Annotated in this window: 23 protein-coding genes and 1 other RNA gene; 8 read left to right on the plus strand and 16 right to left on the minus strand. The window is 45.0% G+C overall.

The window, feature by feature from the left end; all coding sequences use genetic code 11:
* Nucleotides 1-5 precede the first annotated feature (5 nt).
* Nucleotides 6-1,082 (minus strand): fatty acid desaturase family protein, encoded by a 1,077-nt coding sequence (locus DN752_RS18445; RefSeq protein WP_112785331.1) that lies wholly within the window; start codon nucleotides 1,080-1,082, stop codon nucleotides 6-8.
* 170 nt (nucleotides 1,083-1,252) lie between these two features.
* Between DN752_RS18445 and DN752_RS18450 the strand changes: the two genes are divergently transcribed.
* Nucleotides 1,253-1,834 carry a YdeI/OmpD-associated family protein gene (locus DN752_RS18450; protein ID WP_112785332.1) on the plus strand — a complete coding sequence of 194 codons (582 nt, stop codon included), beginning with the start codon at nucleotides 1,253-1,255 and terminating at the stop codon, nucleotides 1,832-1,834.
* 390 nt (nucleotides 1,835-2,224) lie between these two features.
* On the opposite strand, the gene DN752_RS18455 is transcribed toward DN752_RS18450, so the two are convergent.
* The 10 genes from DN752_RS18455 to DN752_RS18495 form a co-directional block, all read right to left on the minus strand.
* Nucleotides 2,225-3,814 carry a glucoamylase family protein gene (locus DN752_RS18455; RefSeq protein WP_211324068.1) on the minus strand — a complete coding sequence of 530 codons (1,590 nt, stop codon included), beginning with the start codon at nucleotides 3,812-3,814 and terminating at the stop codon, nucleotides 2,225-2,227.
* Nucleotides 3,815-3,826: 12 nt separating this feature from the next.
* Nucleotides 3,827-4,108 (minus strand): carboxylesterase family protein, encoded by a 282-nt coding sequence (locus tag DN752_RS25265; RefSeq protein WP_317048535.1) that lies wholly within the window; start codon nucleotides 4,106-4,108, stop codon nucleotides 3,827-3,829.
* A complete protein-coding gene (locus DN752_RS18460; RefSeq protein WP_245949301.1) occupies nucleotides 4,042-4,632 on the minus strand; it encodes a carboxylesterase family protein in 591 nt (196 codons plus the stop codon). The genes DN752_RS25265 and DN752_RS18460 overlap by 67 nt, the downstream gene beginning before the upstream one ends.
* A 226-nt stretch (nucleotides 4,633-4,858) precedes the next feature.
* On the minus strand, nucleotides 4,859-6,358 hold the full coding sequence (locus DN752_RS18465; RefSeq protein WP_112785333.1) for a sulfatase family protein: 1,500 nt from the start codon (nucleotides 6,356-6,358) through the stop codon (nucleotides 4,859-4,861).
* Between the two features lie 117 nt (nucleotides 6,359-6,475).
* Nucleotides 6,476-8,776, minus strand: coding sequence for a beta-glucosidase BglX (bglX, locus tag DN752_RS18470; RefSeq protein WP_112785334.1), 2,301 nt, complete (start codon nucleotides 8,774-8,776; stop codon nucleotides 6,476-6,478).
* 71 nt (nucleotides 8,777-8,847) lie between these two features.
* The gene (locus DN752_RS18475; protein WP_245949303.1) at nucleotides 8,848-10,806 is read right to left on the minus strand and encodes a glucoamylase family protein; all 1,959 of its coding nucleotides are present in this window, start codon (nucleotides 10,804-10,806) and stop codon (nucleotides 8,848-8,850) included.
* A 63-nt stretch (nucleotides 10,807-10,869) separates the two neighbouring features.
* Nucleotides 10,870-11,961 carry a LamG domain-containing protein gene (locus DN752_RS18480; RefSeq protein WP_112785336.1) on the minus strand — a complete coding sequence of 364 codons (1,092 nt, stop codon included), beginning with the start codon at nucleotides 11,959-11,961 and terminating at the stop codon, nucleotides 10,870-10,872.
* Nucleotides 11,962-11,992: 31 nt separating this feature from the next.
* Entirely contained in the window at nucleotides 11,993-13,534 is a 1,542-nt protein-coding gene (locus DN752_RS18485) for a RagB/SusD family nutrient uptake outer membrane protein (RefSeq protein WP_112785337.1), read from the minus strand.
* A gap of 22 nt (nucleotides 13,535-13,556) precedes the next feature.
* Nucleotides 13,557-16,640, minus strand: a complete 3,084-nt coding sequence (locus DN752_RS18490; protein WP_112785338.1) for a SusC/RagA family TonB-linked outer membrane protein — start codon at nucleotides 16,638-16,640, stop codon at nucleotides 13,557-13,559.
* 434 nt (nucleotides 16,641-17,074) lie between these two features.
* Nucleotides 17,075-18,970, minus strand: a complete 1,896-nt coding sequence (locus DN752_RS18495) for a 7TM diverse intracellular signaling domain-containing protein (protein ID WP_112785339.1) — start codon at nucleotides 18,968-18,970, stop codon at nucleotides 17,075-17,077.
* A 435-nt stretch (nucleotides 18,971-19,405) separates the two neighbouring features.
* On the opposite strand from DN752_RS18495, the gene DN752_RS18500 reads away from it, so the two are divergent.
* The gene (locus DN752_RS18500) at nucleotides 19,406-19,657 is read left to right on the plus strand and encodes a type II toxin-antitoxin system Phd/YefM family antitoxin (protein WP_112786610.1); all 252 of its coding nucleotides are present in this window, start codon (nucleotides 19,406-19,408) and stop codon (nucleotides 19,655-19,657) included.
* Nucleotides 19,654-19,926, plus strand: a complete 273-nt coding sequence (locus DN752_RS18505; RefSeq protein ID WP_112785340.1) for a Txe/YoeB family addiction module toxin — start codon at nucleotides 19,654-19,656, stop codon at nucleotides 19,924-19,926. Before DN752_RS18500 ends, DN752_RS18505 begins: the two co-directional genes overlap by 4 nt.
* 29 nt (nucleotides 19,927-19,955) lie before the next feature.
* On the opposite strand, the gene DN752_RS18510 is transcribed toward DN752_RS18505, so the two are convergent.
* From DN752_RS18510 to ffs, 4 genes are all read right to left on the minus strand, one after another.
* Nucleotides 19,956-20,654, minus strand: coding sequence for a cell division ATP-binding protein FtsE (locus DN752_RS18510; protein WP_112785341.1), 699 nt, complete (start codon nucleotides 20,652-20,654; stop codon nucleotides 19,956-19,958).
* Nucleotides 20,655-20,658: 4 nt separating this feature from the next.
* Entirely contained in the window at nucleotides 20,659-20,862 is a 204-nt protein-coding gene (locus tag DN752_RS18515; RefSeq protein ID WP_112785342.1) for a fructose-6-phosphate aldolase, read from the minus strand.
* Between the two features lie 153 nt (nucleotides 20,863-21,015).
* Nucleotides 21,016-21,675, minus strand: a complete 660-nt coding sequence (gene fsa / locus DN752_RS18520) for a fructose-6-phosphate aldolase (protein WP_112786611.1) — start codon at nucleotides 21,673-21,675, stop codon at nucleotides 21,016-21,018.
* A gap of 247 nt (nucleotides 21,676-21,922) precedes the next feature.
* An RNA gene (ffs, locus tag DN752_RS18525) (signal recognition particle sRNA small type) lies at nucleotides 21,923-22,013 on the minus strand.
* Nucleotides 22,014-22,156: 143 nt separating this feature from the next.
* Here ffs and DN752_RS18530 point away from each other — a divergent pair.
* Entirely contained in the window at nucleotides 22,157-22,459 is a 303-nt protein-coding gene (locus DN752_RS18530; RefSeq protein WP_112785343.1) for a hypothetical protein, read from the plus strand.
* A gap of 11 nt (nucleotides 22,460-22,470) precedes the next feature.
* Here the strand turns inward: DN752_RS18530 and DN752_RS18535 are convergent, their stop codons facing one another.
* Nucleotides 22,471-22,698, minus strand: coding sequence for a hypothetical protein (locus DN752_RS18535; protein WP_112785344.1), 228 nt, complete (start codon nucleotides 22,696-22,698; stop codon nucleotides 22,471-22,473).
* Between the two features lie 354 nt (nucleotides 22,699-23,052).
* Here DN752_RS18535 and DN752_RS18540 point away from each other — a divergent pair, with 354 nt between their 5' ends.
* The 4 genes from DN752_RS18540 to trpD all read left to right on the plus strand — a co-directional run bounded on the left by DN752_RS18540 (nucleotide 23,053) and on the right by trpD (nucleotide 26,645).
* Nucleotides 23,053-24,462 carry an anthranilate synthase component I family protein gene (locus DN752_RS18540; protein ID WP_112785345.1) on the plus strand — a complete coding sequence of 470 codons (1,410 nt, stop codon included), beginning with the start codon at nucleotides 23,053-23,055 and terminating at the stop codon, nucleotides 24,460-24,462.
* Nucleotides 24,463-24,512: 50 nt separating this feature from the next.
* Nucleotides 24,513-24,893 carry a four helix bundle protein gene (locus tag DN752_RS18545; protein ID WP_112785346.1) on the plus strand — a complete coding sequence of 127 codons (381 nt, stop codon included), beginning with the start codon at nucleotides 24,513-24,515 and terminating at the stop codon, nucleotides 24,891-24,893.
* Nucleotides 24,894-24,967: 74 nt separating this feature from the next.
* On the plus strand, nucleotides 24,968-25,537 hold the full coding sequence (locus DN752_RS18550) for an anthranilate synthase component II (RefSeq protein WP_112786612.1): 570 nt from the start codon (nucleotides 24,968-24,970) through the stop codon (nucleotides 25,535-25,537).
* Nucleotides 25,538-25,628: 91 nt separating this feature from the next.
* A complete protein-coding gene (gene trpD / locus DN752_RS18555; protein ID WP_112785347.1) occupies nucleotides 25,629-26,645 on the plus strand; it encodes an anthranilate phosphoribosyltransferase in 1,017 nt (338 codons plus the stop codon).
* Nucleotide 26,646 lies beyond the last annotated feature (1 nt).

The raw sequence follows: 26,646 nt of genomic DNA on the forward strand, positions 1-26,646 counted from the left end.
GTTTACTAATCGCGTCCATGTTTTTTTAGGAATCGATAGTGCGAACCCAATGCGGTCAAAAAGGAACCGTTATTGATATAGGGAACATTAAATTCTGCAGCGGTATCCCTTAGCATCTTGGAGATGGCAGGGTAGTGAATATGACAGATGGTCGGGAATAAGTGATGCTCTACCTGAAAATTCAGTCCACCACAAAGGAATGTGGCCGTTTTGCTGTTAACGGCAAAATTCGCTGTTGTCCGCATCTGGTGGATGGCCCAAGCTTCTTCGATATTGTTGTCCTTTTTCGGAACGGGCATTTCAGTTTCTTCCACTAAGTGGGCCAACTGGAATACCAGTCCCAAAACCAGGCCCTCCACCATATTCATCAACAGGTACCCGATCAAAAACTGCCACCAAGTAATGTCCATGACCACCAATGGAATGATGATGAAGAGTGTATAGTACATGGCTTTGTAGGCAAATAAGTTGACGTATTCCCTTTTAGGATGTCTATTGGTATGGGAACCAATGGTTCTTTGGAAGAATTTGAGGTAATCTTTTCTGAAAAACCAGGACAAGGAAGTCAGTGAATACAGCATAAAAGCATAGATATGCTGGAAGCGATGTGCCTTGTTCTTTTTGTCCTTAGGGGACAGTCTGATCAGCCCGGGCGCTACGTCCAAGTCACCGTCATGCCCAATAATATTGGTGTAGGTGTGGTGGATTTTGTTATGGGTGATGCGCCAAACGTATTCACTGGCTCCTATGACATTGAATAAAAACCCCAAAGAGGTATTGATCTTGGAATTGGAAGAATAGGAACCGTGCAGGGCATCGTGGCAGATGTTAAAACCAATACATGCCATGGTCACTCCGAGAAACATTGCCAAAACCAAGGTGATGGGGAGGGAAAATAGCTCCGTTAGGATCAGTACATAAAGGAGAACAAAGGTGGTCAGGTAAATAATGGTCTTGGCTATCATGGGGCCATTGGCCTTTTTTGATAGTTGGTTTACTTCAAAGTAGTCATCTATTCGCTTCTTAACGGTGCTGAAAAAAAGAGAGTTTTCATGATCTATAAACTTTAGGGATTGATGCATAATTCTTGTTTTTTTTGGTTTAGCATTCCTTGTAAATAGGACACTTCGACAGGCCTTTACCCTGAGGGCAAAGTGATTTTTATATAAAGGTGGATTTTGATAAGATCGATGATGCTGACATAGGGTTGTCATTCTTGATCAGTAAATTAGTGGGTAAAGAAAAGTGAACTATGACAAAAACAGCTATTGAAACATTTTGCCCAAGCGGCCGCAAGGATTGGCGTCAATGGTTAGAGGATAATCACCAAACACAAGAGGCTGTTTGGCTTATTCAATACAAGAAGGCAAGCAAAAAAGCCTCTCTTTCATGGGAAGAGGCGGTGGAGGAAGCCCTGTGTTTTGGTTGGATAGACGGCAAAAGAAAATCCATCAGTAATGAAAGTTACCAACAGTTTTTTTGCAAAAGAAAAGCTTCCAGCACCTGGTCCCAAATCAATAAGGAAAAGGTCAAGCAATTAATGGATCAGGGACATATGCGGAAGGCTGGGATGGAGGCTATCGAAACGGCCAAGCAAAATGGATCATGGACCATACTCGATGGAGTAGAAGCGTTGGTCATTCCTGAAGACCTTCAAGTTGCTTTTTCAGGCTATCTAGGGTCAGAAGAGACTTTTTCGGAATGGAGCAAATCCACGAAAAAAATGGCGTTACATTGGATTGTTATGGCCAAACGACCAGAGACCCGTAAAAGACGCATTGACAAGGTCGTGTCCATGGCGTATAAGAAAGAGCGGCCAAAGATCTTTAGGTAACTTGAAAATGCTTTTTCCTATTGAATATTGTAATAAAGCGTTCTTTGTGTGTATTGGGGTTTAGCGTGAATTTATAAGCGCTAGGAAGATGATGGCTGCTAAAACAATGAGATTATTTTTGATGTTCACCATGGGCGTTGCCCATGGCTAAGGATGCTATGCCCTTTCAGGGCTTTTTCATGCTACTTGACTTTTCCAGTTTAAGCAAAAAAAGCCCCTAGAGCAAAACGGAGCTCTAGGGGCATAGGTTCAATAGGCGATTTATAGTGTTTTTGAAGTTTAAACGGATTACTAATCCTCTATAATTTTGGTTCGGCATTGAAAATACCGAGCAGCGGGTATAGCGGTACAAGTATTTCCAATCTCATGTCTACCACCTTATTCCTCACCTCAGGGATTACTCGTGAAATCCAGTTTTTTAAGCCCTTTTTTAATCTCTGGTGCTCCCATGAATAGGTTCCACCCGAGTCCAGAGCGGTGGTTTTCGATCATGGCCACGATGGGACCTTGGTCAATGGCCAAGTACCGTTGTGGGTAATAGTTGGCTTCAGGGCTTAGCGCATCATAGAAGCCATAGCGACCAAAAACCTTTTCTCCATAATTGTAATAAAGGTTTTTTAGCACCTTTAGGGATTCCTGTGGTGTATAGGGCATGGATGAAAGCGCTGCGGTGGGAGTGATGACGCCAAGGTCTTGTCCTGGGCGATGGCCGGCGTAGCCATTCACCGAATAGCTGGCTGTAAGACCCCAGAGGTCTTCTCCGTAGCCTTTGTAGCCATCTTTGTTATCGATGCACCAAGCACGGTTGATCAGCGTATGGTTTTTGTTTTCCTGCCAGTAATTGGCATAACGATCTTCCAAGCCTTTTGGATTGAGGCCATGGTAGGAATAGTGTGCCCAGAAGAGCGGTCCGCCCATTTTTTCGGCGCCATTATGCTTTAGTGTCAGTTTATGCCCATAAGCTTCTACATTCGTATTGATACCGCCACTTCGCGCCCAGCCTTTATGGTAAACACTTGCCGGAACGGAGTGTGTGGGAGAGGCTGCAGCGAGAACGTAGGTGATGAGACATTCGTTGTAGCCTTCGAGAGGGAAGTTCATGTCCCAGCCGTAGTTGGGAGACCAGTGCCAAAAAAGCACGTCTTGGCCACCTTGGGTGTACCAGTCCCATTCCATCTCTCTCCATAATTGGTCGATTTTATGGGCAATGGCTTTTTCCTTTTCGGAGCCGTTTTTATAATATTCCCTCACCGCTAGTAGTCCTTGCATCAAAAAGGCAGACTCCACCAAGTCTCCACCATCGTCCTTCTTGCCAAATGCTTTGACTTTGCCTGTTTTACCATGTAGCCAATGGGGCCACACGCCGTGAAAGCGATCTGCCTTTTCCAGAAAAGTGACCATCTTTTCAAATCGTTCGGCTCCTTCTTCACGGGTGATCCACCCACGGTCAATGCCCGCCAATAAGCCATATATACCAAAACCGGTGCCGCCAGTGGTGACCACGTTTTGATCATTTTGGGGATAGTCCCCGTCGATGTGGATGCGCTCTCTGGCCATTCCGGAGTTTGGCTCGGCTCCTTCCCAAAAATAACGGAAGGTATAATACTGGACCATGTCGATAAGTTGCTCGTCGGTAAGGTCTTTGGTCAGCACTTTGGTGCTGCCGATTTCATTGTGCTCACCATCTGATTCAACGGTAGTGATACGGTAATTTAGTTCCAGGTTATTGCCCAGGTCATTGACAAAATCCATGTACATGGTGTCTTTTACCGTGGCCCTTTTGCTAAAATCATTATTGGCGGAGCTTACCCAAACTTCGTATTCATTTACCCCATCTTGAGATGGCCAGGTAAGTTCTACGTGGCGAGGGTATCCAGTGGCGTTTACGGGACTTTTAGTAGTCGTTTCCTCCTGCGTACATCCCCAAAAGGCCAACATGGCCAATACGAGAGGAATGGGGCTTTTGTAGAGAGTATTCATGATGATGTACAGTTATTTATGTTTTGAGAATAGCCAGGGCAATAATTCCGGCTCGGCAAAAGTCGGATCCCAGGCATTGTGATTGGCTTCTGGATAGAAGCTGTATTTCACGTCAGCTCCTTCTTCTTTGAGTACCTTGTATACCCGTTGCGAAAGGATAGGGGGGACGATATCGTCCTTGCCACCATGGGTGATCCACAGGGAGGTGTGATGGGCGTATTTTTTGGCTAGCGAAAGATTGCCTCCACCACAGATGGCGATGGCAGCGGCATACTTCTTTGGCCACCTTCCCAGTGTCTCGAATGTGCCAAATCCCCCATAGACAGTCCCATGACGTAAAGGCGTTTTTTGTCAATCCGTTCTTTTTTGATCAGCTTTTTGGTCAGTTCGTTGACCAGATCCAGTTGCTCGGAGGGCTGCTTCACAGACTGGCTAAAGTCAGGGTCACCTTTGCCGAAGAGCTCCTTGCGGACGCTGATGTCTATCCAGTACTTGTCCATCGGGCATTGCGGGAAGACTACAATAGCAGGGAACTGTTCTCGATTTTCTGGCGATAGGAAAAGGTCAGCACCATTGGAAAGCTGTTTTTCATTGTCACTTCCCCGTTCGCCAGCGCCATGGAGAAAAAGCACCATGGGGTACTTTTTGCCGTTGTCATAGTTTTCAGGATACAGTATTCGGTAAAGGAGAGAGTCACCTTTATGATTGACAAATACCCGTTTTTCAAATAGCGACTTGTCCTGGGCCGATAATCCACTGGAACTGCAGAGTATCAGGATGGCAACCAGAACCGGAAAATAGGTTTTCAATGTATTCATTTATTAATTGTTTTATAACCAAAAGGAGCACAAAGAGCACGGTAATTTAATTGGAAATAAATTGTCCTTGATCTGCTGTCGTTTCGTTTTTATCGTCATCGGCAGGAAGAATGAGGTGGTCATCCCATCTATCGAAGACGAGATGGCTTCACTCTGTTATTCTCCGTTCGCAACGGTTCTACGATTCTCCAATCTTTCAATCCCCATTTCTACAATTCTCCAATCCCTAGTACGTTCTCTGAAAGCGGTGGTCGAGCTTGGGATGGCGGATAGGTTTTAACGGAATTTGGGTTCCGTCGGTGTTTTCTAGCCAGTCCCAGACTTCGTTCCTAAGTCGCTTGCTTAAGTCCCTGTATTCGGGATCCCTGATCAGGTTATTCATCTCGTAAGGGTCTTTTTGGATGTCGTAGAGTTCGTTGATATCCCAGACGCCTTGGTTAAAGATGTACTTGTGCTGATCTGTCCTCACGGCAAATACCGTGGGTGTAGAAGGATAGGCCATTTCCCAATAGTATTCATAAAATACTTTCTCGCGCCAGTCCACCTCTTTCTGCTCCAAAAGTGGCACGAAGGATTCTCCTTGCATCTGCTGGGGAGTACTGCTCATTCCGGCTACTTCTAGTAAAGTGGGAGCGATGTCTATGTTCATGACCATTTTGTCAATGGTGATACCAGGTTTTACCATTTTGGGGTATTTTACCAGCAAAGGTACCTTCATGGATTCTTCGTAAGCATGTCGTTTATCGATCAGGCCATGCTCCCCAAAGGAAAAGCCATTATCTCCCATATAAACTACAATGGTGTTTTCCTCCAATCCCTCTTCTTCGAGCCAATCCATCACCCGGCCGATACTTTCGTCCAGGGCCATAAGGGTTTCCAGATAGCTTTTATAGAAAACATTAAAAGGAAGTTGGCCATGGTACATATAATCCACTCCATGCCAGCTGTATCGTTGTTTTCTTACCCAGTCTGGGATGTCCTTATAGTTTACTTTGGTTTCTGGCGCCCGAATGATGTCTCCGTAAAATTCACTGCTGTCCGTGGCGGTCAGGTACATGGAAGGAGGAGTCACGATGGGCAAGGTGTCGTACATCCCTTCGTGCCTTTTTGCGGGTTGGAATTCGGAATGAACGGCCTTGTGGGAAAGATACAGCATGAACGGCTCTTCTTCCCCAAGGCTGTTCAGCCAGCCCAGTGCCTCATTGGTCAGCAGATCGGAAGTATAGCTGCCTTCTGGTTGGGGGACACGTTCGCCGTTGATGTTAAAGACGGGGTTATAATAGGTGCCCTGACCGCGAAAACTCACCCACTGGTCAAAACCAGGCTGGGGCATGTCGTCGGTATTGCCCATGTGCCATTTGCCAAAAAAGCCTGTTTTATAGCCCATCTCCTGCAAATACTGCGGGAAAAAGGTCAAATCATCCGGTAAAGGAGCCTGATTGTCCACAATCGTGTGGGTATGGGCATACTGGCCGGTAAGGATGGACGCCCGGCTAGGAGAGCACAGGGAAGTACTCACAAAGGCGTTGTTCATATGTGCCCCTTCTGCAGCTATTCGATCCATGTTGGGGGTTTTTAGACCGGGCACTGCTCCGGTAAATCCCATGAAATCATAGCGGTGATCATCAGAAAGGATAAAGACAATATTGGGCTTTGCTGACTGGCAAAACACTTGGGCACCAGACAGCAAGGCAAAAGCCAATAAAAATAAACTTCTTTTAAGCATAATTAATGAGCTTATAGGTTTTCTTAAGTAAGCATGAAGAATTAATTAAGATCGATAGATGAATCAGCTTTTACTAATAGATCCTACAGTTCTTCAATTCCGCCATTCAACAATCTATTAATCTTCCCAATTGACCTTTTGAGTACTTACTTCACTGGAATTGGTGCCGATCATGATTTCAAATTCTCCCGGCTCAAATACAAAGTCCAAGCTGTGGTTGTAGAATTTGAGGTCTTCTTGGCGCAGTTCAAATGAGATTTCTTTGGTTTCTCCCGCTTTAAGGAAGACCTTCTGAAAACCTTTAAGCTCCTTGACAGGTCGGGTCATGCTGCCCACCAGATCCCTCACATAGAGCTGCACCACTTCTTTGCCGTCGTATTTTCCGGCATTGGTAAGAGAGATGCTGGCGGTAAGGGTCTGGTCGCCATTTAGCTGGTCTGTGCTTAGTGCTAGGTTTTTATATTCAAATTCCGTATAGCTAAGTCCATAGCCAAATGGAAACAATGGCTCATTGGATACATCCAGGTAGTTGGAGCGGAATTTCTGGAACCATTGGCCTTCTGGTAGGGGCCGGCCAGTATTCTTGTGGTTGTAATAAATGGGGATTTGTCCCGTGTTTTGCGGGAAGGTCATGGTCAATTTCCCAGAAGGGTTTACCTCACCGAACAGCACATCTGCAATGGCATCCCCAGCTTCACTGCCCCCAAACCACACATTCAGGATCGCAGGGATGTTTTCTGCTTCCCAGTTGATGGCCAATGGACGACCGGTAAATAGCACCATCACGATCGGCTTGCCCGTTTTGGCCAATGCCTTCAACAGACGACGTTGGTTGGCTGGCAGTTCGATGGTGCTTCTGCTGGATGATTCCCCGCTCATTTCGGCGGATTCACCCATGGCCGCAACGATTACATCGGCTCCTTTTGCAGCTTCTATGGCTTCTTGGATCAATTCCTCCTCGGGTCTGTTGTCCCGATAAGTGGGTTTGCCAAAAACGCTCACCCTGGATTCCAATAGGGAGTCGGCCACCACATTGGCGCCACGGGCTTCTACGATCTTTATATCGTTTCCTACGGCATTTTGGATGCCTTGCTTGAGTGAAATGGACTCCTTAAACCTTCCGGCCACGCTCCATGTCCCTGTCATGTTTTCTGCATTGTCTGCCATTGGCCCGATGAGGGCTATGGTGCCATTTTTTTTCAGGGGCAATACTTGATCCTCGTTTTTCATCAGGACGAAGGATTGGGCAGCTATTTCTCGTGAAACTTGCCTGTTTTCAGCATTGAATATTTCTGTTTCGGACCTTTCTGGGTCACAATAGCGATAGGGGTCTTCGAATAGGCCGAGTTTAAATTTGGCGATCAAGATTCTTCTGCAAGCCTCGTCGATTTGCGCTTCGGTGATCGTGCCTTCTTCTAGGGAAGCCTTTAAGGTGGTCAAGAAGCCTTCGCCCACCATGTCCATGTCCACGCCTGCTTTCAGTGCTTTGGCAGAAACTGTCTTGAGGTCTCCGATTCCATGGGCGATCATTTCATTGATGGCGGTATAATCGGTCACTACGAAGCCATCAAAGCCCCATTCATCACGCAACAAATCAGTCATCAGCCACTTGTTGGCACTTGCGGGGATGCCTTCCACTTCGTTAAAGGCGGTCATCACCGTGCCTACACCTGCGTCCACTGCGGCTTTGTAGGGAGGGAAGTACTCATTGTACATTCGCTGACGGCTCATGTCTACGGTATTATAATCCCTGCCTGCTTCTGGTGCTCCATAAAGGGCAAAGTGCTTGACGCAGGCCATCAGGGTGTTGTTTAGGCTCAGGTCATTGCCTTGGTAGCCTTCTACCATGGCTTTGGCAATCTGAGCGCCCAAGTACGGATCCTCACCACTTCCTTCGGATACACGGCCCCAGCGTGGTTCGCGGGAGATGTCCGTCATGGGCGAAAAAGTCCAGTTGATCCCGTCGGCACTGGCTTCTTTGGCAGCAAGTTGGGCTGATTTTTTGATCAAGTCCATGTCCCAGGTGCATGACAGCCCTAGGGGAATGGGGAAAATGGTTTCGTAACCGTGGATCACATCCATTCCAAAGAGTAGCGGAATGCCCAAGCGGCTTTCTTCCACGGCCACCTGCTGTACATCGCGGATTTTTTTTACGGTCTTGATGTTAAAAAGCCCGCCGACTTTACCTGCTTTTATTTTTTCGGCAATATTGGAACTTGACGCTTGGCCAGTGGTGAAATCACCAGCAGCGGGTAGGTTTAGCTGACCGATTTTTTCTTCCAGTGTCATTAAGGCCAAAACAGAATCTGCCTTTTGAATGGAAGGATCTTTGGCGTATGGTTCAGGTGTTTTGCCTGAGGGCTTAAAGGCCATTATGAAGCATCCGATGGCCAGTATAATGAGGATATATTTTTTCATAGTGGTATTTTTTTGTTCTTCTCAATTCACTAATTGTTGGTCTTTACATCTGATCACTATTTATGCTTTGGTCAGTAACTAAAGCCTAGCCGGTCCAAGCCGCTCTGTACTTCCTGATCTTTCATAAATACTTCCCAAAGCAATCCTGTCCGATGATTTTCGATCATGAGGATAATAGGTCCTTGATCGATGGCCAGATAGGAATCTGCATACCAGTTTTCGGTGATGTTAAAGGCATCATAGAATCCATGTTCTCCCCATAGCTTATCCCCAAGTTTATAATAGAAAAACTGTAGGGCATCCATAGAAGCGTCTGGGGTATAGGGGAAAGAGGATAGGGCAGCCGTAGGCGTGATGACTCCCAGGTCATTGGTGGGAGAATGGGCGCTGTAGCCATTAGGATTGTCGCTGGCAGTGAGCCCCCATACTTCGTCCGAATAGCCAATGAAACCTTTCGGGTTTTGCTGGCAATAGGCTTGGTTGATCAGGCTGTGCGCGGTGTTTTGCTCCCAATAGTTCGCATACTGATCGGAGAGGTTTCTTGGATCCAAGCCCAAGAAGGAATAATGTGCAAAGAACAATGGCCCTCCATATTCATCGCCCAAGGGAAGCTGTTGTTGGAAATAGCTGCTGCCATTTTGGATTTCCCCGTTCCTTGCCCATCCGGATTCATAGACATCCTTAGCGATGGGATGCGTGGGAGAAGCAGCGGCCAGGACATAAACAATAAGGCTTTCAATGTATCCTCGGATCGGGAGGTTTTGTTCCCAACCGTAGTTTGGCGACCAGTGCCAGTAAAGTACATTGCTTCCATCTTTGGTATACCAGTCCCATTCTACGGATTCCCAAAGCTGGGTGATTTTGTCGATCAGTTCATTTTCGGCTGTATTACTACTGTCAAGATAAGCCCTGACGGTCAATAGTCCCTGAACCATAAAGGCTGTTTCTACCAAATCTCCCCCATTATCTTTGGTACTGAAAGGAATGGTCTTGCCGGTTTCGCCGTTCATCCAGTGTGGCCAGGCGCCATGAAAGCGATCGGCAGCCGCCAGAAAGTCCACGATCTTGGTCCATCTGTCAAGGGCCTCTTGTCGGGTAATGAACCCTCTCTCCACTCCAACGATCAAGGCCATCACGCCAAAGCCCGAACCGCCAATAGTTACCGTATTGCCAGCAGTATTCCGCTCTCTGACCAGCCCGCTGGTGGGGTGGGCAAAGTCCCAAAAATACCGAAATGTCTGCTCTTGGACTTTGGTAAGCAACGCTTCTTCGGACAATACGGGGAATTTGGGCGTATCATCTATTGCGGAATAAAATTCACTATTGGTTTCTGTAAATTGCTCTCCATTGCTCCCTTGTAGCCTATCTGAAATTTTCAATGTATAGCGACTGAGATAGGTCAGCGGAGAACTGGATGTGACCGTTACCGTCTGATCATTATCGCTCAATTCAAATTGTAAAGCAGGTGAAGTAGGACCCGATAAGTCGAATGCCCCCGGTAGGGTGGATTCGTTTATGGGGTGGTTAAAAGAAAAAGTAGCTTGAAAATTGACCGGCACTTGCTGGATCCTACCTGTTGTGGTGGTGTCACTTTCCAGAATGGAAGCATTGGTGACGGCTAAGGTGCCGAGTTGGGTTGTGAAATTAAAGGTTGTGCCCATAAATGCGCCACCACCGGTGGAGGTTAGTGAAGTGCCTATTTCCAGCAGGTAAGTTGTGGAAGATTGCAGTGTCCCTTCAGGGGTAATGGTGATCGTTTTATTGTCAGAAAGTAGATGGGCAGAGAATGGTACGGATGCCTGATCACTGCTCAATGAAATAGCTGAAGCAATGCTTGACTGCTTGATCGGGTGAGAAAACGACAGGCTAATGGATCGGTCAATAGCGATATTTTCAGTGATGCCAGTTGGGTCAAGAGAGGTGTCTCCAATATGTGCCCCTGTAAGTTCCAAGGCCACCAGTGTTTCGTCGTCCTTATTACACGCAGTGATAAGAAGAAAAAATAGTAAGGTAAATATAGGTCTCATCATTTTGAGCATATCGAGAATTAAGGAGGGTTCCACTGCTGAAACCCTCCTGATATATATAAAATATTACGGCTGTTCGTCGTCCATGATGCCTTGTACTTCAGTTTGGGACAGTGCCTTATTGAAGATGCGAAGCTCATCGATAAAGCTGTTGTCAGACAGGTGTCCCCATCCTGAAAACCGCGGTGCTCCAGAGCCGATGGACATGATGTCACATCCTTCCCAAGAAATGCCAGGGAAAGTGCCTTGGCTCACTGGTTCACCATTGATATAAACGGCACATTCAGTCCCCGAAATGGAGATAGCGATATGAACCCATTCTCCACTGCCAGGATTAATGTCGGCCGTAGCGCCACCATCAAACCAGTTCTCACCGCTACCATTTCCTACATTTAGTTTGATACGTTGGTTGCTTCCTGCTGCTTCCCTAAAAAGCCTAAACCCGGCTGTACGATTGTTTTGGGCATCAGGGTTGTCAGGGTCTGGTGGGCCGATGACCAAGATACCTGCACGGTCTGGGTTGGCATTTACCTTGTACCAAAGTGACGCACTGAATTCACCCTCTGCTAGGTCAGCAGCAGGGAAAGTAAGGTAAGAGTCAGTAGCACCGGCATAGGCATTGGCGCCCGAAGCACTCTCACCTGCAAAGCCGGGTTCTCCCACTGCGGTGGCTTCGCTTACACTGACCAATTCCAAATATTGACCATCAAAAGGCATATAGAAAACCTCTCCGTCATATTGCGGAATATAATCTTCCGGTTTTTCAAATTCCACTGTATTGGTGGTGGTTTTTCCTGATAAGTCATTGGCAGTGACCGTAAGGGTATGGTCGCCGTTGGTGAGGTTTTCATAAGGCAGCTTGATGGCGGCCTTACGGTAATCCCTGAAATCTGTATAATTGCCAATTTCCTGCCCGTCCATGGTGACGATGATGTCCTGGATCTCGATATCGTCCATTACTTCAAAATCGATGTCGATCGCCATGACATCCTCCGGAACCCACGTCAATGGGCCGGGGTCTGGAAAGTTGATCGCTACTTCAGGAGCAGTCTCATCATCACCTTGTGGTACGGGGGTGATATCATCTATATAGCCGTCATTACAGGAGAGGCTGGCTGCCACTAAGCCTGCAATAAGTATTTTAGAAGTTATTTTCATGTCTTTTGGGTTTGAATATTACCAATGAGAATTACTGATTGCTTGCTTCTTGAAGTTGTGGTAGAATGTCCACCTGATCAAGTGGGTAGGGGAGGAAACGGTCGCCCTCTTGATAGGATCTCCCTTCATAGCTCAGGTCGTCAGTTTGGCCATGCCTTACCAAGTCAAAGAAACGCACGCCCCATTCCATGCCAAATTCAGCGAATTTTTCATCCAGGACATCGTCTAAGGTGACCCCGCTCAAGGTGCCGAGGTTTGCCCTTGACCTCACTGCGTTCACAGCTTCGTCTGCTGACATGACACTGCTTGATGCTCCACTTACGAGTGCTTCGGCATGTACCAAGAGAATTTCAGCGTATCGGATGGCAATCATATTTTTGTTTTCACCATAATTAAATCTCCCTGGTGTCAGTTGGGTAGTGGGCAGATAGTGCTTGCCGCTAAGGAACTTGTACCGAGGGGCGTTGCCAAAGGTGTCGCCATCAGGGGTGACATTAGTGACCCAGTTGGGTAGATCCGCATAATCGGGATCAGCCTCAATGTCACTGATGCCGTCTGGGGTGAAAAGGACAGTAGTCGCTAAACGCTTACGGTCATTTCGATCAAGCATGAATTTAATGTACTTCTCCGTTGGCTCCCAGAAGCCCCATCCACCAGCGGATTCAGGTACAGCAGGTTGCCAACCAACCGCCTGTGGTCCGTAAACTTGCCAAGGGAATTTTTCAGAGGTACCGCTTTCTGCACCGTAATCAGAGTACTGAAATTCCAGGAGATTTTCACTGTTTAGTTTTCCAGGGATTTTGAATAATTGGTAGTAATCCTGTTCGAGCATAAATTCTCCGCTACCGATAATCGTCCCTGTGGCCTCAGCAGTGGCTTGATAATTCCCCATTTCCAAATTGGCCAATGCCTTAACGGCCAATGCGGTGTATCGAGTGACGCCTCCCGTGATATCGGTTCGTTGATTTGGTCGTATATTGGGAAGATTGGGTATGGCCTCGTCCATTTGATCAGAAATGTACTGCATGACATCATTGAAGGGTGTCAGTTCGACTTCATAGAGATCATTGGGGTCAGATGATAGGGGGATGAGGATGTCGTTCCATAATCTGGCCAGTTGCAGCATATTATACCCTTTCATTACTTTGATTTCGGCGATGTACTGTTCTGCGTTGGAGGCACTGGCACCAGCTTCCTGGTATTTCCTGATTTCTTCTATGGCCCCATTCCAGTACATGATGTCAGAGTAAAAATTGAGCCAAGTGGAATTGTATATCCAGAAACTGCGGCCGTAATTGTATTCGTCTGTGTCGAACAGTACCTGTTGGTCACCGGCAGGGTTGACATCATCTCCTCTTACAGATATGAGCGGATAGGTTTCCCATTCAAAGTCATAAAACTTCGCATAGGATCCATTGAGTAGGAGAACCATGTTCTGGGATTGGCTATAGTCGGTATCATCTGCCAATATTTGGTTTTCCAATGGAGCGTTCAGGTATTCACTGCAGGAAAAGGTGGCCGTCAGGGATAATACCATGGCCAAGGTTATAAGTTTATATCTAAATCTTTTCATGACTGTGCTTAGGTTATTGTTTTTAGAACTTAAGGTTTAGGCCCACAGTATACACTGCAGGAATTGGGTACACTTGACGGTCAATGCCGTTGTCCACTTCTGGGTTAAATCCATTGTAGTTGAAGATGGTCAATGGCCGCTCGGCTGTCAATGTGATGCGTGTTTCTGGCATCATCAGCCCCATTACCTCTTTGTCTAAGAGCGAATAAGACATGCGTACATTTTGGACCCTAAAGAATGATCCGTCCTCTACAAAGTAGTCGCTGAAGTTTTGGTTCCACCCTTTGCGAAGTCCAGCAGCTGAAGGGTATTTATTGGAAGTTCCCTCTCCACGCCATAGATTATCGGCAAGTTCTGCGTCTATATTGGTGTCATTGGTAAAGATGATTTCACCTCTTTTTCTGTTCAGGATACTGTGTCCGGACTGCCCTTGGATAAGTACCGAAAAGTCAAAGTTTCTGTACCTAAAGCCCAGGTTGCCACCGTAGGTGAGCTCGGGCAGATAAGAGCCTAATACGACCCTGTCCAGGTCATCGATGACCCCATCGCCATTTTGGTCCTTGAACATAAAATCTCCAGGTACCAATCCTGTTTCATCAATAAAACCTTGGGTGTATCCACTATTGCTGATGTCGGCTTCGTTTTGGAAGACACCGGCTACTTCGTATCCGTAGAAAGCCTGGTAGGGTTGACCGACAATGGATCGCTGACGGAACTCCGCTGATCCAGCATTCAGGTATTCTGGCCCACCCAAGTCGGTAACCGAATTTTTGAGGGTGGCAATATTTCCTCCAATATAATAGGAGAAATCTTCTGTTACTTGGTTTTCCCAATTTAGGCTTACTTCTAGGCCTTTGTTTTGGATTTCGCCTACACTCCTTCTTACAGAACCTCTGAAAAGTGGTTGCAAGACGGTGACCGCAAGGCTTTGGGTGTTTCTGATGTAATAGTCCGCCTCTAAGGAAAGTCTATTCTGGAAAAACTTCGCAGTAAGGCCAAAATTCGTTTCTTCTGTAGTCTCTATCCGATTGATAAGGTCATAAGTAGGGTTTAGCGTGAAGCCCGGTACACGCACATCATTGATGGCCGTAAAGGTGCTTTCCAAAGTGGGCTGGCCTACTGATGGATCTATGCCGTCATTCCCGAGTTGTCCCCAAGAGGCCCTGAATTTCAGGAAGTCGATCCCTTTCACATCAAAGAAATCCTCCTCAGTAGCTACCCAGCCTGCCCCAACAGTGAAGAAGTCTTCACTGTCGACTTGGAATTTATTGTAGTTGTCCATCCGATAGGTGGCATATAGCAGGTACTTTTCCTTATAGTTATAAGCAAGCCTACCAAAATAAGAGAGGTAAAAGATCCGACTTCCGTCGTCAGTGGCCGTATTGATGTCATTGGCTTGGCCATTATTGAGGTACCACAGTTCTTCATTACCAAATGTAGGATTGGGATCCAAATCATTTCGGCTACCGCTGAGTCTTTCGAAAGTTTCACTTCTAAAGGACTGGCCCAGTGTAGCGGTAATGCCATGGTCACCAAAGTAATCCTTATAAGTCAGGTAGTTATCGATGATTTGGTCAAAATATAGGCTATTGGTCCTAGAAATGCCAGATAGTGGGTCTAGGACACCGTCATTGTAGGTGAAGTTTACATTACGGGCATTGATGATGTCCAGTTTGTAATTATAGGCCGATCTGAAGGTTAGCTTGTCAGGGATAAAAGTAAGTTCTGCGTGAAGGTTACCGTTTACCTTATTTACCTTATTTCGACTGTCATTGTAGAGCAGCGGATAGAAAGGGTTTTGCCTACTTCGGTAGCCAAGACGCTGGGCATTGGACAGTGGTACGGGGGTGGCACCATATTCCTCATCATATTTAGGCAAAATAGGTACGGCAAAGTAGGCGTTGAACCACGCTGCGTCTGAGCCTACGTACTGTTTTGCTGAACTGAAGGTGAAATTACCCCCTACGGTGATCCAGTCTTTTACCTTTGAGTCGATGTTTGCTCGGATATTTACCCGTTCGTATTCGTTTCTGGTTTCATTGAGCAATCCATCTTGGCTAAAATAACTACCACCAATAGAGTAGCGCGTTTTGGCACTACCACCGGAGAAGGTCAAGGTGTGGTTTTGTATGGGAGCAGGACTCATGATCTCGTTATACCAGTCAGTGTTGACTGCTGGGATATTGGGGTCTACCCGGCTTCTGCCATAAAACTGCATGGCATTGTCGACAAAGGCCATGTCTGCAGCAGATCCTGTTTCACTGACATACTGGACAAATTGCTGGCTATTGGCCATTTTGAGTATGTTTTGTGGATTTTGGACCCCATAGTAGCCGTCATAGACGATTTCTGCTTCCTGTTCGTATTCACCGGATTTGGTCTCGATCAGTACGACTCCATTGGAAGCCCTGGCGCCATAAATAGCAGATGCTGAGGCATCTTTTAGGACGGAGAGAGTTTTGATATCATTGGAGTTGAGGAAGTCAATATTGTCAAAAAACATCCCATCCACCACATATAGGGGAGCTCCGCCTCCTTCAAAGGAGCCGATGCCTCTTACCCTTACTGTTGGTGAAGCACCTGGGGCACCTTTACTGACGATCTGCACACCGGCTACTTTTCCTTGCAAGGACTGCATAGCGTTAGAACTTGGTGTTTTTACAAGATCATCCGTTTTGAGGGTGGTGATGGCAGAGGTCATTTCCTTCTCGGTCTGTGCACCATAACCGATCACCACTACTTCATCGAGTCCCGTCAACTCCTCTTGGAGGGTGATGTCCAGTTGGGTCCTTCCATCCAATGGGATTACTTGGGGCTCAAATCCGATAAAAGAAAATTTTAAGGTGGCATCAGGTGAACTGACGGTGAGGGAGTAGTTACCGTCCAAGTCAGTGATGGTACCGTTACTGGTGCCTTGTTCGAGGATATTGACACCTGGGACTGGTTCTCCACTAGGGTCTAGAACTTTACCTGTAACATCAGTATCTTGGGCTATCGCGGTGCCGGATATGGCCCAGATGGCCAAAACCAATATCATAGAAAGCTTTCCTATAAAAGGTACTTTGGGTTTCCATGATTCCTTACTTATGCGTAAATGCTCAATCATAAGTGTATAACATTTTGGGTTTTAAGAATAGGTAAAAATCAAACGTTTGCAGAGCGCATTGTTTGATGTCGAAAAGGTATAAGAAAGAAAAATGAGAACGCTAAAAATTGTTAAATTCTTGGTGTTTTTCGAGCCTATTTAGTAGCTGTGGAAGTAGGCGTATTCATGGTTGAGTACTAGTTAAAAACACCTTTTACTGGCCTTTTGAGCGTGTTTCATGAGGTGATGTAACGGTAAAATACTAAACTGCGTAGTTTGCCCATGCGAGCACCTAATTTTACCTTTAGACACGCTCAGGACAGGGGTAAGAAACAGCTTAATTGAGTCAGTGATTTAACGCTTGGCGGGTTATCCCTTGCCCCCTAATAAGGGGGATTTGGCCTTTTTTTGTCTCAAGACTCAAATCTCATGTCTCAGTACTCATACCTCACTACTTATTTCTTCCCGTTTACTTTTTCCTCGGCCATGATCAGGATATCATCCCAATGTGGGTTGTTGATATTGTGAGCTTCGATGTTTTGACGGGTCTTTTTACGGAAATTCCAAACCGTATTTTTGCGAAGTTCCAGCAATTCTGCCAATTGTTCCAATGTTCTTTTTTCCGTGTTAGCAATCAGTTCATAGGTGATATAGAATGCTTTTTCGAGCGGGAATTTGACGCCGTGAAAAATGGTGCCGGCGGTGACCGAGTCAATATGGCCGCATTTAGAGCACCGTCTGGTAAAGAGTTTGGGGCCTTTGGAGCTTTTGGTGTTTCCGCATTGCCTGCATTCATAGCCTTGGCCCCATTTGAATTCCTCCAGATAGCGCAGGCAAGCAGATTGGTCTGGGAAGATGCGCTGAAATTCCTCGAAAGACAGGAGCTTATTGCTGAGTCTAGCTTGGAAGGATTCCTTGATACTGCTTTTGAGTTTCCAGTTGTCCCTGTCCAGCAGGGAATTGATGCGCTTGATTTCCTCGTCTTTATCGGTCAGCTGTTGGTTGTATTCTTCGAGTAATTTGTTTTTGTGTGCCAATTCTTTGGTCCTTTCGCTCACTTTAAGTTCTAGTTCCCGATTGACTTTTTCTTTAAGGGCAAAGTTGTCTTCCATTTGCCGAATGGTCCTGCGCATGGCTCTGTCTCGGTTGTCCTTTAGGATCTGGATACGGTCACCAAGGGCAAAGGTCAGCAATAACATCTCCACTAGAAAGGCCAAGTGGAGGCTATAGTAGACCAGTGTCATGTGGGGGATAATGGCGGCATTGACCAGTACTTTGACCACTACACCAATAAATAACACGCCATAGGCAATCACAAAGAACCGGGCCACTTTATACCCCCTGGACCAGATGTAAATACTGGCTATGAAGATGAAAAAGAAGGGTATGATATCATAGTACCTTATTTCCAGTAATTTAGGCTCCCAGAGCAAGGCAATAAGGAATATGACCGACTTGATCCCCAAGATAATGATCAAGGCTTTGTGTATTCTGGGAGATCGGAAACGTGTGTTCAGGAATTTTATGGAAAACAATATGGCCCACAGCACGATCGAAAAGCTAAAGACACCATTGGCGATTTGGTTCCATTTGGGAGAATTGGGCCAAAGGTACTGGAAGGCGATGCCGTCTACACTAAGGGCGTAAATACCCACGCTGATCAGATAGAACGTGTAGTAGAGGTATTTGGTCTCTCTGATCACGGTATAGACGAGCAGGTTGTATAGGCCAATGATCAGTATCATGCCGTAAAAGACCCCGTAAGTAAAATATTCGTTTAGCGCATAATAGATAAAGCGATTGACCGAGCGAATGGCGATGCGTATGTCTGCTTTTTGGTGGGATTGGATTTTGACGTAATAGTTGCTGATCCCTTCACTGGTGTTTTTTATCAGCAGTTCAAAGTTCTTGTGCTTGAAAGCCCTGGAACCAAAAGGGATGGCGTCCCCCATGAGGATCTTATCATAGCCTCCCCTTCCGTCAGGAGCATAAACCTCTACGACATCGATGGTTTGATCATAGAATTCCATCAGCCACTTTTTGTCACTTTCTGGGGTTTTGTCTATGGAGAGTTTTACCCAATAGGTATTGTCAATATTAAATTTATTTTTGTTGAATGATGGCCGGATCTTGAAGTTTTCCTGAAAATCAGGTTGGATAATGTCCCTAAATCCCAAAGTGCTGGTAGTGTCTTCAAAGAACTCCAACTGGGCAATGGAAAAAATACGTTCGTCGAGGTTATCGTCTATTTTAAGCGTAAAGCTGCCGGAGATCCGCTGTGCATGGACAAGTTGTATGCCGGCAACAACGGTAAAGAGCAGTAGGAAGAGCGTTAAAAGGATTCGCTTCATTAGGCTAGGGTTAGGTTGTTTTTTTAAGGTGATCTTTCCTTAAATTATAGTGCGATAACTACTATTTCTTCCAAAGTTAAAGATTTCTGTTTAGTAGCTGGACGTTTAGTTTAGAAGGATCACATTGGATCGTGCACTTATGATAAAAACAATCGATCCCAAAAAAGTTTCCGTAGGAGCATTTTACCGCTACATGCTGGGCTCGGTTAATTGCCTTCGTGAGCACCATGGAAAGTGCTGGCCAAGGAGCTACTGAAAGACGGTAAGGTTGGAGATGCTTGGTTGGGGTTGTTCCAAGTATTGTAGGTTTGTGTGGTCGTAGTAATTGCCCCTTAAGGGAATAAGTTGATTTTTTATTGGGGGGTGTATGTGTGTTTGTTGAACTAATATCTTTATTTTTGTGTACCTTATATGGTACATTTAAATTTGAGCAATATGTTAGTAATCAGTTCAAGAGAATTTCGGGACAATCAGAAAAAATACCTGGACATGGTGGATAATGACCAGCATATCATCATTCAGAGAGGAAAAGACAAAGCGTATGTACTTTCTCCAGTGAGTGAGTCAGATGAGTATTTTATGGATCCTAAGGTCATGGCTCATGTGAGGGAGGGAATTGCAGACTATGAAGCAGGTAGAGTTGTTAAAATGACCAAAGAAGAGCGGAAAAAAATGCTTGGGCGATGAACTTTGAAGTGGACTTTACTGAAAGGGCGCTTAAGGATATCAAGCGGCATATAAAGTCTGGAAACAAAAGATTGTTGGACAAGTTAGATCAGCTGTTGGATGAACTTGAATATCATCCTGAAACCGGAACTGGAAAACCGGAGAAGCTCAAACATATTTCCGGTTATTGGTCGAGAAGGATAAATAAGAAGCACCGTTTGGTTTATACAATTGACGGTAAGAAGATTGTTGTTACCGTCATTTCTGCCTATGGCCATTATGAAGACTGATGGATGAAATGCTGACGGAATTATACATATTACTTTACGATCTCACTGGTTTTTGAATCCAGCAGTTTTCCTTTTTCGCATTTAAGAATCCTATAGGGGTACTTGTTGAGCAAATCATGGTTATGGGTGGCCATAAGTACCGCAGTTCCCTGTTTGTTGATTTCTTGAAAGAGTTTAAAGATACCGTCGGCCACTTCGGGGTCAAGATTTCCGGTAGGTTCATCAGCTAGGAGAATAGAAGGATGGTTGAGCAGGGCACGGGCAATGACCACCCGCTGCTGTTCGCCGCCGGAGAGCTGATGGGGCATTTTGGTCGCTGCACCGCCCAGTCCGACGCGCATGAGCACTTCTACCATTCTGGTTTTCATCTTGGACTTATCCTTCCAGCCTGTGGCACGCATGACGAAGTAGAGGTTTTCGGCGACAGTCCTATCGGTAAAGAGCTGAAAGTCCTGAAACACAATGCCAAGTTTTCTGCGGAGGAAAGGGACTTCTTTGGTTTTGATTTTTTGAAGGTCGTATCCAACGATTTTGCCATAGCCCATCTTCAGTGGTAGATCGGCATAGAGCGTTTTTAGGAGGGAACTTTTACCGCTGCCGGTCCTTCCGATAAGAAAAACAAATTCATCCTTATCAATGTCAAAGGACACATCTTGTAAAATAGCCGTAATGCCTTGGAAGACGCAGGCTTTGTCAAGGCGGACAACAGGTTCGCTGGAAAATACCATATTTTTAGAATTCTAGCTTTTGTAATTTACCAAAAGGAAGCGCTTTGATCAAGCGTTCCATTTCTTCTTCTTTGCCTTCCAAACCGTATTTTTCCAGGTTTTTGAGCGGACGGTCGGCTCTAAAATAGGCAATAAGCACAAAGTTTTCGTCCCTGATTTGAATGTAATCCGGAATCTTTGCTTTGCCCTTGACCTTAATAATATACATGTAATTGAATAGCTGTGTTAAGAAGACGAAATTTAAATGATAACGCTATGAGATAAAAATATTATGTCAATTTAAATGGGGAATTAAAAAAACCACCACCCCAAACATCAAGGAGATGATAGGATGGTGGAAAAATATAAAGTCTTTGTCAGTTTATTTTCCAGCAGCTTTAGCGTGGTCTGCTAGGAATTTGGCCAATCCAGCGTCAGTAAGTGGATGTTTTAGCAAGCCAGTGATCACGTTAAGCGGACAAGTCACCACATCTGCACCGATTTCGGCACATTTTATCAAGTGCATGGTATGGCGCACAGAAGCGGCCAATACTTGCGTATCGTAACCATAGTTGGCATAAATGTGAACGATTTGCTCGATCAGTTCAAGACCATCAAAAGCGATGTCATCGAGACGTCCGATAAATGGAGACAGGTAAGTAGCGCCTGCCTTAGCCGCCAAGATAGCTTGTCCTGCGGAAAAAACCAGGGTGCAATTGGTCCTGATGCCTTCTTCACTGAAATATTTGATCGCTTTTACGCCATCCTTGATCATAGGGACTTTTACGACAATCTTGTCGTCAATTTTGGCAAGTTCTTTACCTTCTTTGACCATGCCGTCAAAATCGGTGGAAATCACCTCAGCACTTACCTTGTCATCTACGATGTCACAAATGGCCTTGTAGTGAGCTCTTACATTATCGTCTCCAGTGATGCCTTCTTTGGCCATCAGGGATGGATTGGTGGTCACACCATCCAGTACGCCTAGGTCGTAGGCTTCTTTGATTTCATCGAGATTGGCGGTGTCAATAAAGAATTTCATTTGTAAAACGGTTTTTTGGTTTTGATGAATATGGTTGGTCATTGCCTGTGTTGACCGACAATGACAATTAATGCAATGTGCAAATTTTACTAAATATTTCAGTAAAACGCTCAAATAACGTTCATCGCCTTCCTTCTGAAAGCGGTAGGTTAATTGATTAATTTCTTTAGAGTAGTAAAGTTAGGTGTTTATTTTGAAAGATGGCCAAAAATAATAAATGTATTTTTTACATTTATAAGAAATGGCAAAAAAGAAGCGGCATCGCACCGCTACAACCGCCTACCCTTGCTTCCTTCCGGACCTGGGGGATTTGGCAGGAGCTGGTCGTGCCGCTTGAGTACAAAGGTACGGCAAAAACTTTCCCGCACAAAACTACAAGCCAAAATAAATTCTTAATTGGTTTAAAGCCTTCTCAGTCAATCCAAAAAAATGTTTGGCAATATTATTGTAAATATAATCTTGATTAAAAATTTAACGTATTATGAAAAAACTACTATTTATCCTACCCATTTTGGCAATTGCACTTTTTGCTTCTAGCTGTTCATCAATGAAAGGAGCCTCCAACTACGAAGTAGGCATGGAAGAAAGTGACTTTCTTAAAATCCATCCAGAGGCCGTGATCAGTAGCCTGGAAGGAACGCAGAAGACCTATAGGGTGGTAAGGGATGAGCGATTTTATCTCCTTGCGACATTTGAGGATGAACGTCTGATTAAATTGGAGGAAAAAGAATTGCCTCCTTATTGGAATAAAAAAACTGCTCCAACAAAAGAAGAAGAGCAGTAGAAAAACAGCAACTAAGCCAGGCCCTTTAGGTACATGTTGAATTCTAAGGGGCTGCATGGTTCAAACTCATCAACTTCAAGATCATCATAGATTTCTTCATCGAATTCCATGGTGGTCTTTTCTATTTTACCGTCGGGGTGTATAATGAGTTCGATACCGGTAAGGTCAGCAGGGTTCACCTTTACAAGGACTTTATAATCGTCAAAGGTTCTCTTGAAATAGGTAGGGAGATTATCCATAATAATTATGTAGCTGATTATTTATAGGACAAAGGTAACGGATTTTTTGAAGTGTAGAACTGTAAGCACGAAGCAATGAAAGACGATTGTCCTTGTGTGAATTGTGTGAAGATGAATATTTTTGTGAAATTTTATAGTAAATGTTTTTTGCAAATAGAATCCATTTTTATATTTGCCCTGAAGATAAAAAAATGAAACAAATTAATACTCAATATTGGTGGTGGCAAATGGAACTTCTGACAGGGAAGAACAGCTGACCATTGCCTATATGTAAAAGAGTAAAATAATATTATCTCATAAGGCTTGCTGGAATTCCCCGGTAAGCCTTTTTTTATTTTATCCGATAGTTTAACCATGGACACAAGACAAAGATTTAAGATCAACACACGGTACAAGAAACGCCTGGCGGACACCATTACCCCAGTGAGTATTTACCTACAGGTGAGAGATAAGTTTAAGAATCCCATTTTGCTGGAAAGCTCTGACTATCATGGACAGGATAACAGTTATTCTTACATCTGTTTTAACCCGATGGCTACCTTTTCTTTTGATGGTAAGACGATAAAAGAAACCTTTCCAGGAGAGGGGAAGAACCAGTTTGACCTGGTCAAAGGCGAAAAATTGGTCGACAAGCTGAAGGCATTTTCCGCTCGGTTTGAGGAAGAGCCCAATGACTTTAAATTTATCACCAACGGCCTTTTTGGCTATATGCAGTACGATACCGTAGGTAGTTTTGAGGATATTCAGCTCAACAACACAAAGGCATCCGAGGTGCCTCAAGCGTATTATGCGGTCTATAAAAATGTAATTGTAGTGGATCATTTCAAAAATGAACTCCACATTTTTGACTACCATGTCAATGGTGAGGATGATAAGATCAAAGAGATCGAAACCCTACTGAACAACCGCAATATCCCAACCTATTCATTTAAGGTAGAAGGAGAAGAAACCTCTAATTATACCGATAATGAATTCTTGGACATCCTCCGACAGGGGCGTGAGCACTGCTTCAAGGGTGATGTATTCCAGATCGTCCTTTCCAGGTGCTACACCACTGGATTTAAGGGAGATGAGTTCAATGTCTATCGTGCATTGAGGTCTGTTAACCCATCGCCGTATTTGTTTTATTTTGATTACGGTTCTTATAAGGTGTTTGGCAGTTCTCCGGAAGCGCAAATTGTGGTGAAAGGCAGAAAAGCTACAATCTATCCCATTGCGGGGACCTTTAAGCGAACAGGAAATGATCTGGCTGACGCCGAATTGGCTACCAAGCTTTATGATGATCCCAAGGAGAACTCAGAGCATGTGATGCTGGTGGATCTCGCCAGAAATGACCTGAGCAGGTCGTCAGAGAAAGTGGAGGTGGATGTATTTAAGGAGATCCAATATTATTCCCATGTGATTCACTTGGTGTCCAAAGTGACAGGAGTGCTTCCAGAAACGGCCAATCCACTACAATTGGTCGCCGACACCTTCCCTGCGGGGACGCTTTCAGGCGCACCAAAATACCGGGCCATGGAGATCATCGATAAGCTCGAAAATACCAGCCGCAAGTTCTATGGAGGAGCGATAGGTTTTCTTGGTTTCAACGGGGACTTTAACCATGCCATCCTGATCAGGTCTTTTGTGTCAGAAAACAACCAGCTTCGCCTACAGGCTGGAGCAGGGGTGGTCGCCAAATCTTCCATCGAAAGCGAACTCCAAGAAGTGACCAACAAGCTCCAGGCCCTCCGCGTCGCCCTCAAAGCCGCCGAAGAAGTTTAAGAGGGAGTTTGATGGATTAAAAAATTTGAAAATTGTAAGATTGGCAAATTATGGCAAAGATTGACTGCTTTGAGGAATTGGATGTTTGGAGGCATGCTGCTGAAATTGGAATAGAAGTTTATGGTTTAGCTGATGAGTTGCCATTATCTAAAGACTTTAAATCAAGGGACCAACTAATTGGGGCTGCAATTTCAATATCAAACAATATTGCAGAAGGTTTTGAGTATAATAATAACAAGGATTTTATTCGATTTCTAGCGTACGCAAAAGGCTCAGCAGGGGAGTTAAGGAGCCAAGCATTTGTTTTGTACAAAGCGGGTAGGATAAAAGAAGAAGACTATTGGGGTTTAAAAGAAAGCCTTTTAAATATTTCGAAGGAAATTAAAGGGTTTATCAATTACTTAAAGGCATTTGAAAACAATAAAAAATGAGGTGAAGAAAATGGATCTTGGAAAATAAACAATTTTTCAATTTTCAAATTTTTCAATCTTTCAATCAAGATACCATGAAAATACTAGTACTCGATAATTACGATTCATTTACCTATAACTTGGTTTACATTGTTCGTGAGCTGGGGTATGGGGCGGAGATGGACGTCTTCCGAAACGATAAGATCAGTGTGGAAGATGTGGCTGCCTATGACAAAATTCTGCTGTCACCAGGGCCGGGAGTTCCTGCCGATGCGGGTATCATGCCCGAGCTGTTAAGGAAATATGCCAGTGAAAAGGATATCCTTGGCGTTTGTTTGGGACATCAGGCCATTGGGGAGGCTTTTGGAAGTGGGCTAAATAACCTGACCGAAGTGGTGCACGGTGTCGCTTCTGAGATAAAAGTATTGCAGGAAGACCTGCTTTTTGAAGGAGTGCCCAATAGCTTTAAAATAGGCAGGTACCATAGCTGGGTGATCGATGAGTCTACGCTGTCCAAAGACCTGGAGATCACAGCCAAGACCCCAGATGGACAGATCATGGCCGTAAGGCACAAGAAGTATAAAGTGAGAGGGCTGCAGTTTCACCCAGAAAGTGTCCTGACTGACCATGGCAAGCAGATCGTCCAAAACTGGATAAATGACTGATTTTTGTCAGTTAATCAGTAAATTACGCAGTAATTAACCATCATCATTCATACCGAAGCAATTGGCTTTGGGGCAATTAAACAGTCTGATAATGAAAGAGATTCTAAATCACCTAATAGAACATAGGACCTTGGGAAAGGAAGAGGCGAAGGAAACGTTGAAAAAAATCACCTCAGGAGAGTATAACCAAAGCCAAATGGCGGCGTTTATGACCGTCTATATGATGAGGAGTATCACCGTGGAGGAATTGGAGGGATTCCGTGAAGCGATGCTAGAGCAGTGTATCCCCGTGGAGATCGCAGCATATGATGCCATGGACCTGTGTGGTACCGGAGGCGATGGTAAAGACACCTTTAATATCTCTACCCTCTCTTCCTTTGTCGTAGCAGGTGCGGGGCAAAATGTAGCCAAACATGGAAATAACGGGGTTTCTTCCATTTGTGGATCCTCAAATTTATTGGCCCATTTTGGTTATGAATTTACCAATGACATCGATGTGATCCGTAAAAACCTTGATGAAGCGGGGATTTGTTTTCTGCATGCGCCGTTATTTCACCCTGCCATGAAAAATGTGGGGCCTATACGGAAGGATCTAGGTGTAAAAACTTTCTTTAACATGCTTGGGCCAATGGTAAACCCAAGCTTCCCAAAGAAGCAGTTGGTAGGTGTCTTTAGCTTGGAATTGGCGAGGCTCTATGGCTACTTGTATCAAAATAGCCGCATAGATTTCAGTATATTGCATTCACTGGACGGATACGACGAAGTGTCCTTGACAGGAGACTTTAAAATGATTTCCAATGCAGGGGAGCGGGTGATTTCGCCAGAGTCCATTGGCCTGCCCAAGGTAAAGGCTCCGGCCATTCAGGGAGGGACGACCATCGAAGAGTCTGCAAGGATCTTCCATAATATCCTGAAGGGTGAAGGCACTGAAGCCCAAAAGGCAGTAGTTGTTGCCAACTCCGCAGCTGCCTTGGTTACGGCAGATCAATCCTTAAGTTTTGAAGAGGGAATTGCCAAGGCCACAGCATCCCTTGACAGTGGAAAAGCCCTTCAGACCTTTGAAAATTTGGTCAACCCAAAAACCTCCGTTTCATTAGCAAATTCTTAAT

The organism is Echinicola strongylocentroti, assembly GCF_003260975.1.
GTDB classification, from domain to species: domain Bacteria; phylum Bacteroidota; class Bacteroidia; order Cytophagales; family Cyclobacteriaceae; genus Echinicola; species Echinicola strongylocentroti.

What these genes read in the sequence shown, in the direction of transcription:
- DN752_RS18445 (WP_112785331.1), bottom strand. Translation starts at nt 1,082, where the DNA reads ATGCATCAATCCCTAAAGTTTATAGATCATGAAAACTCTCTTTTTTTC.
- DN752_RS18465 (WP_112785333.1), bottom strand. Translation starts at nt 6,358, where the DNA reads ATGCTTAAAAGAAGTTTATTTTTATTGGCTTTTGCCTTGCTGTCTGGT.
- bglX (WP_112785334.1), bottom strand. Translation starts at nt 8,776, where the DNA reads ATGAAAAAATATATCCTCATTATACTGGCCATCGGATGCTTCATAATG.
- DN752_RS18535 (WP_112785344.1), bottom strand. Translation starts at nt 22,698, where the DNA reads ATGGATAATCTCCCTACCTATTTCAAGAGAACCTTTGACGATTATAAA.
- DN752_RS18460 (WP_245949301.1), bottom strand. Translation starts at nt 4,632, where the DNA reads ATGAATACATTGAAAACCTATTTTCCGGTTCTGGTTGCCATCCTGATA.
- fsa (WP_112786611.1), bottom strand. Translation starts at nt 21,675, where the DNA reads ATGAAATTCTTTATTGACACCGCCAATCTCGATGAAATCAAAGAAGCC.
- DN752_RS18455 (WP_211324068.1), bottom strand. Translation starts at nt 3,814, where the DNA reads ATGAATACTCTCTACAAAAGCCCCATTCCTCTCGTATTGGCCATGTTG.
- DN752_RS18450 (WP_112785332.1), top strand. Translation starts at nt 1,253, where the DNA reads ATGACAAAAACAGCTATTGAAACATTTTGCCCAAGCGGCCGCAAGGAT.
- DN752_RS18530 (WP_112785343.1), top strand. Translation starts at nt 22,157, where the DNA reads ATGAAAAAACTACTATTTATCCTACCCATTTTGGCAATTGCACTTTTT.
- DN752_RS18540 (WP_112785345.1), top strand. Translation starts at nt 23,053, where the DNA reads ATGGACACAAGACAAAGATTTAAGATCAACACACGGTACAAGAAACGC.
- DN752_RS18510 (WP_112785341.1), bottom strand. Translation starts at nt 20,654, where the DNA reads ATGGTATTTTCCAGCGAACCTGTTGTCCGCCTTGACAAAGCCTGCGTC.
- DN752_RS18505 (WP_112785340.1), top strand. Translation starts at nt 19,654, where the DNA reads ATGAACTTTGAAGTGGACTTTACTGAAAGGGCGCTTAAGGATATCAAG.
- DN752_RS18495 (WP_112785339.1), bottom strand. Translation starts at nt 18,970, where the DNA reads ATGAAGCGAATCCTTTTAACGCTCTTCCTACTGCTCTTTACCGTTGTT.
- DN752_RS18490 (WP_112785338.1), bottom strand. Translation starts at nt 16,640, where the DNA reads ATGATTGAGCATTTACGCATAAGTAAGGAATCATGGAAACCCAAAGTA.
- DN752_RS18545 (WP_112785346.1), top strand. Translation starts at nt 24,513, where the DNA reads ATGGCAAAGATTGACTGCTTTGAGGAATTGGATGTTTGGAGGCATGCT.
- DN752_RS18515 (WP_112785342.1), bottom strand. Translation starts at nt 20,862, where the DNA reads ATGTATATTATTAAGGTCAAGGGCAAAGCAAAGATTCCGGATTACATT.
- trpD (WP_112785347.1), top strand. Translation starts at nt 25,629, where the DNA reads ATGAAAGAGATTCTAAATCACCTAATAGAACATAGGACCTTGGGAAAG.
- DN752_RS18485 (WP_112785337.1), bottom strand. Translation starts at nt 13,534, where the DNA reads ATGAAAAGATTTAGATATAAACTTATAACCTTGGCCATGGTATTATCC.
- DN752_RS18480 (WP_112785336.1), bottom strand. Translation starts at nt 11,961, where the DNA reads ATGAAAATAACTTCTAAAATACTTATTGCAGGCTTAGTGGCAGCCAGC.
- DN752_RS18475 (WP_245949303.1), bottom strand. Translation starts at nt 10,806, where the DNA reads ATGATGAGACCTATATTTACCTTACTATTTTTTCTTCTTATCACTGCG.
- DN752_RS18500 (WP_112786610.1), top strand. Translation starts at nt 19,406, where the DNA reads ATGTTAGTAATCAGTTCAAGAGAATTTCGGGACAATCAGAAAAAATAC.
- DN752_RS18550 (WP_112786612.1), top strand. Translation starts at nt 24,968, where the DNA reads ATGAAAATACTAGTACTCGATAATTACGATTCATTTACCTATAACTTG.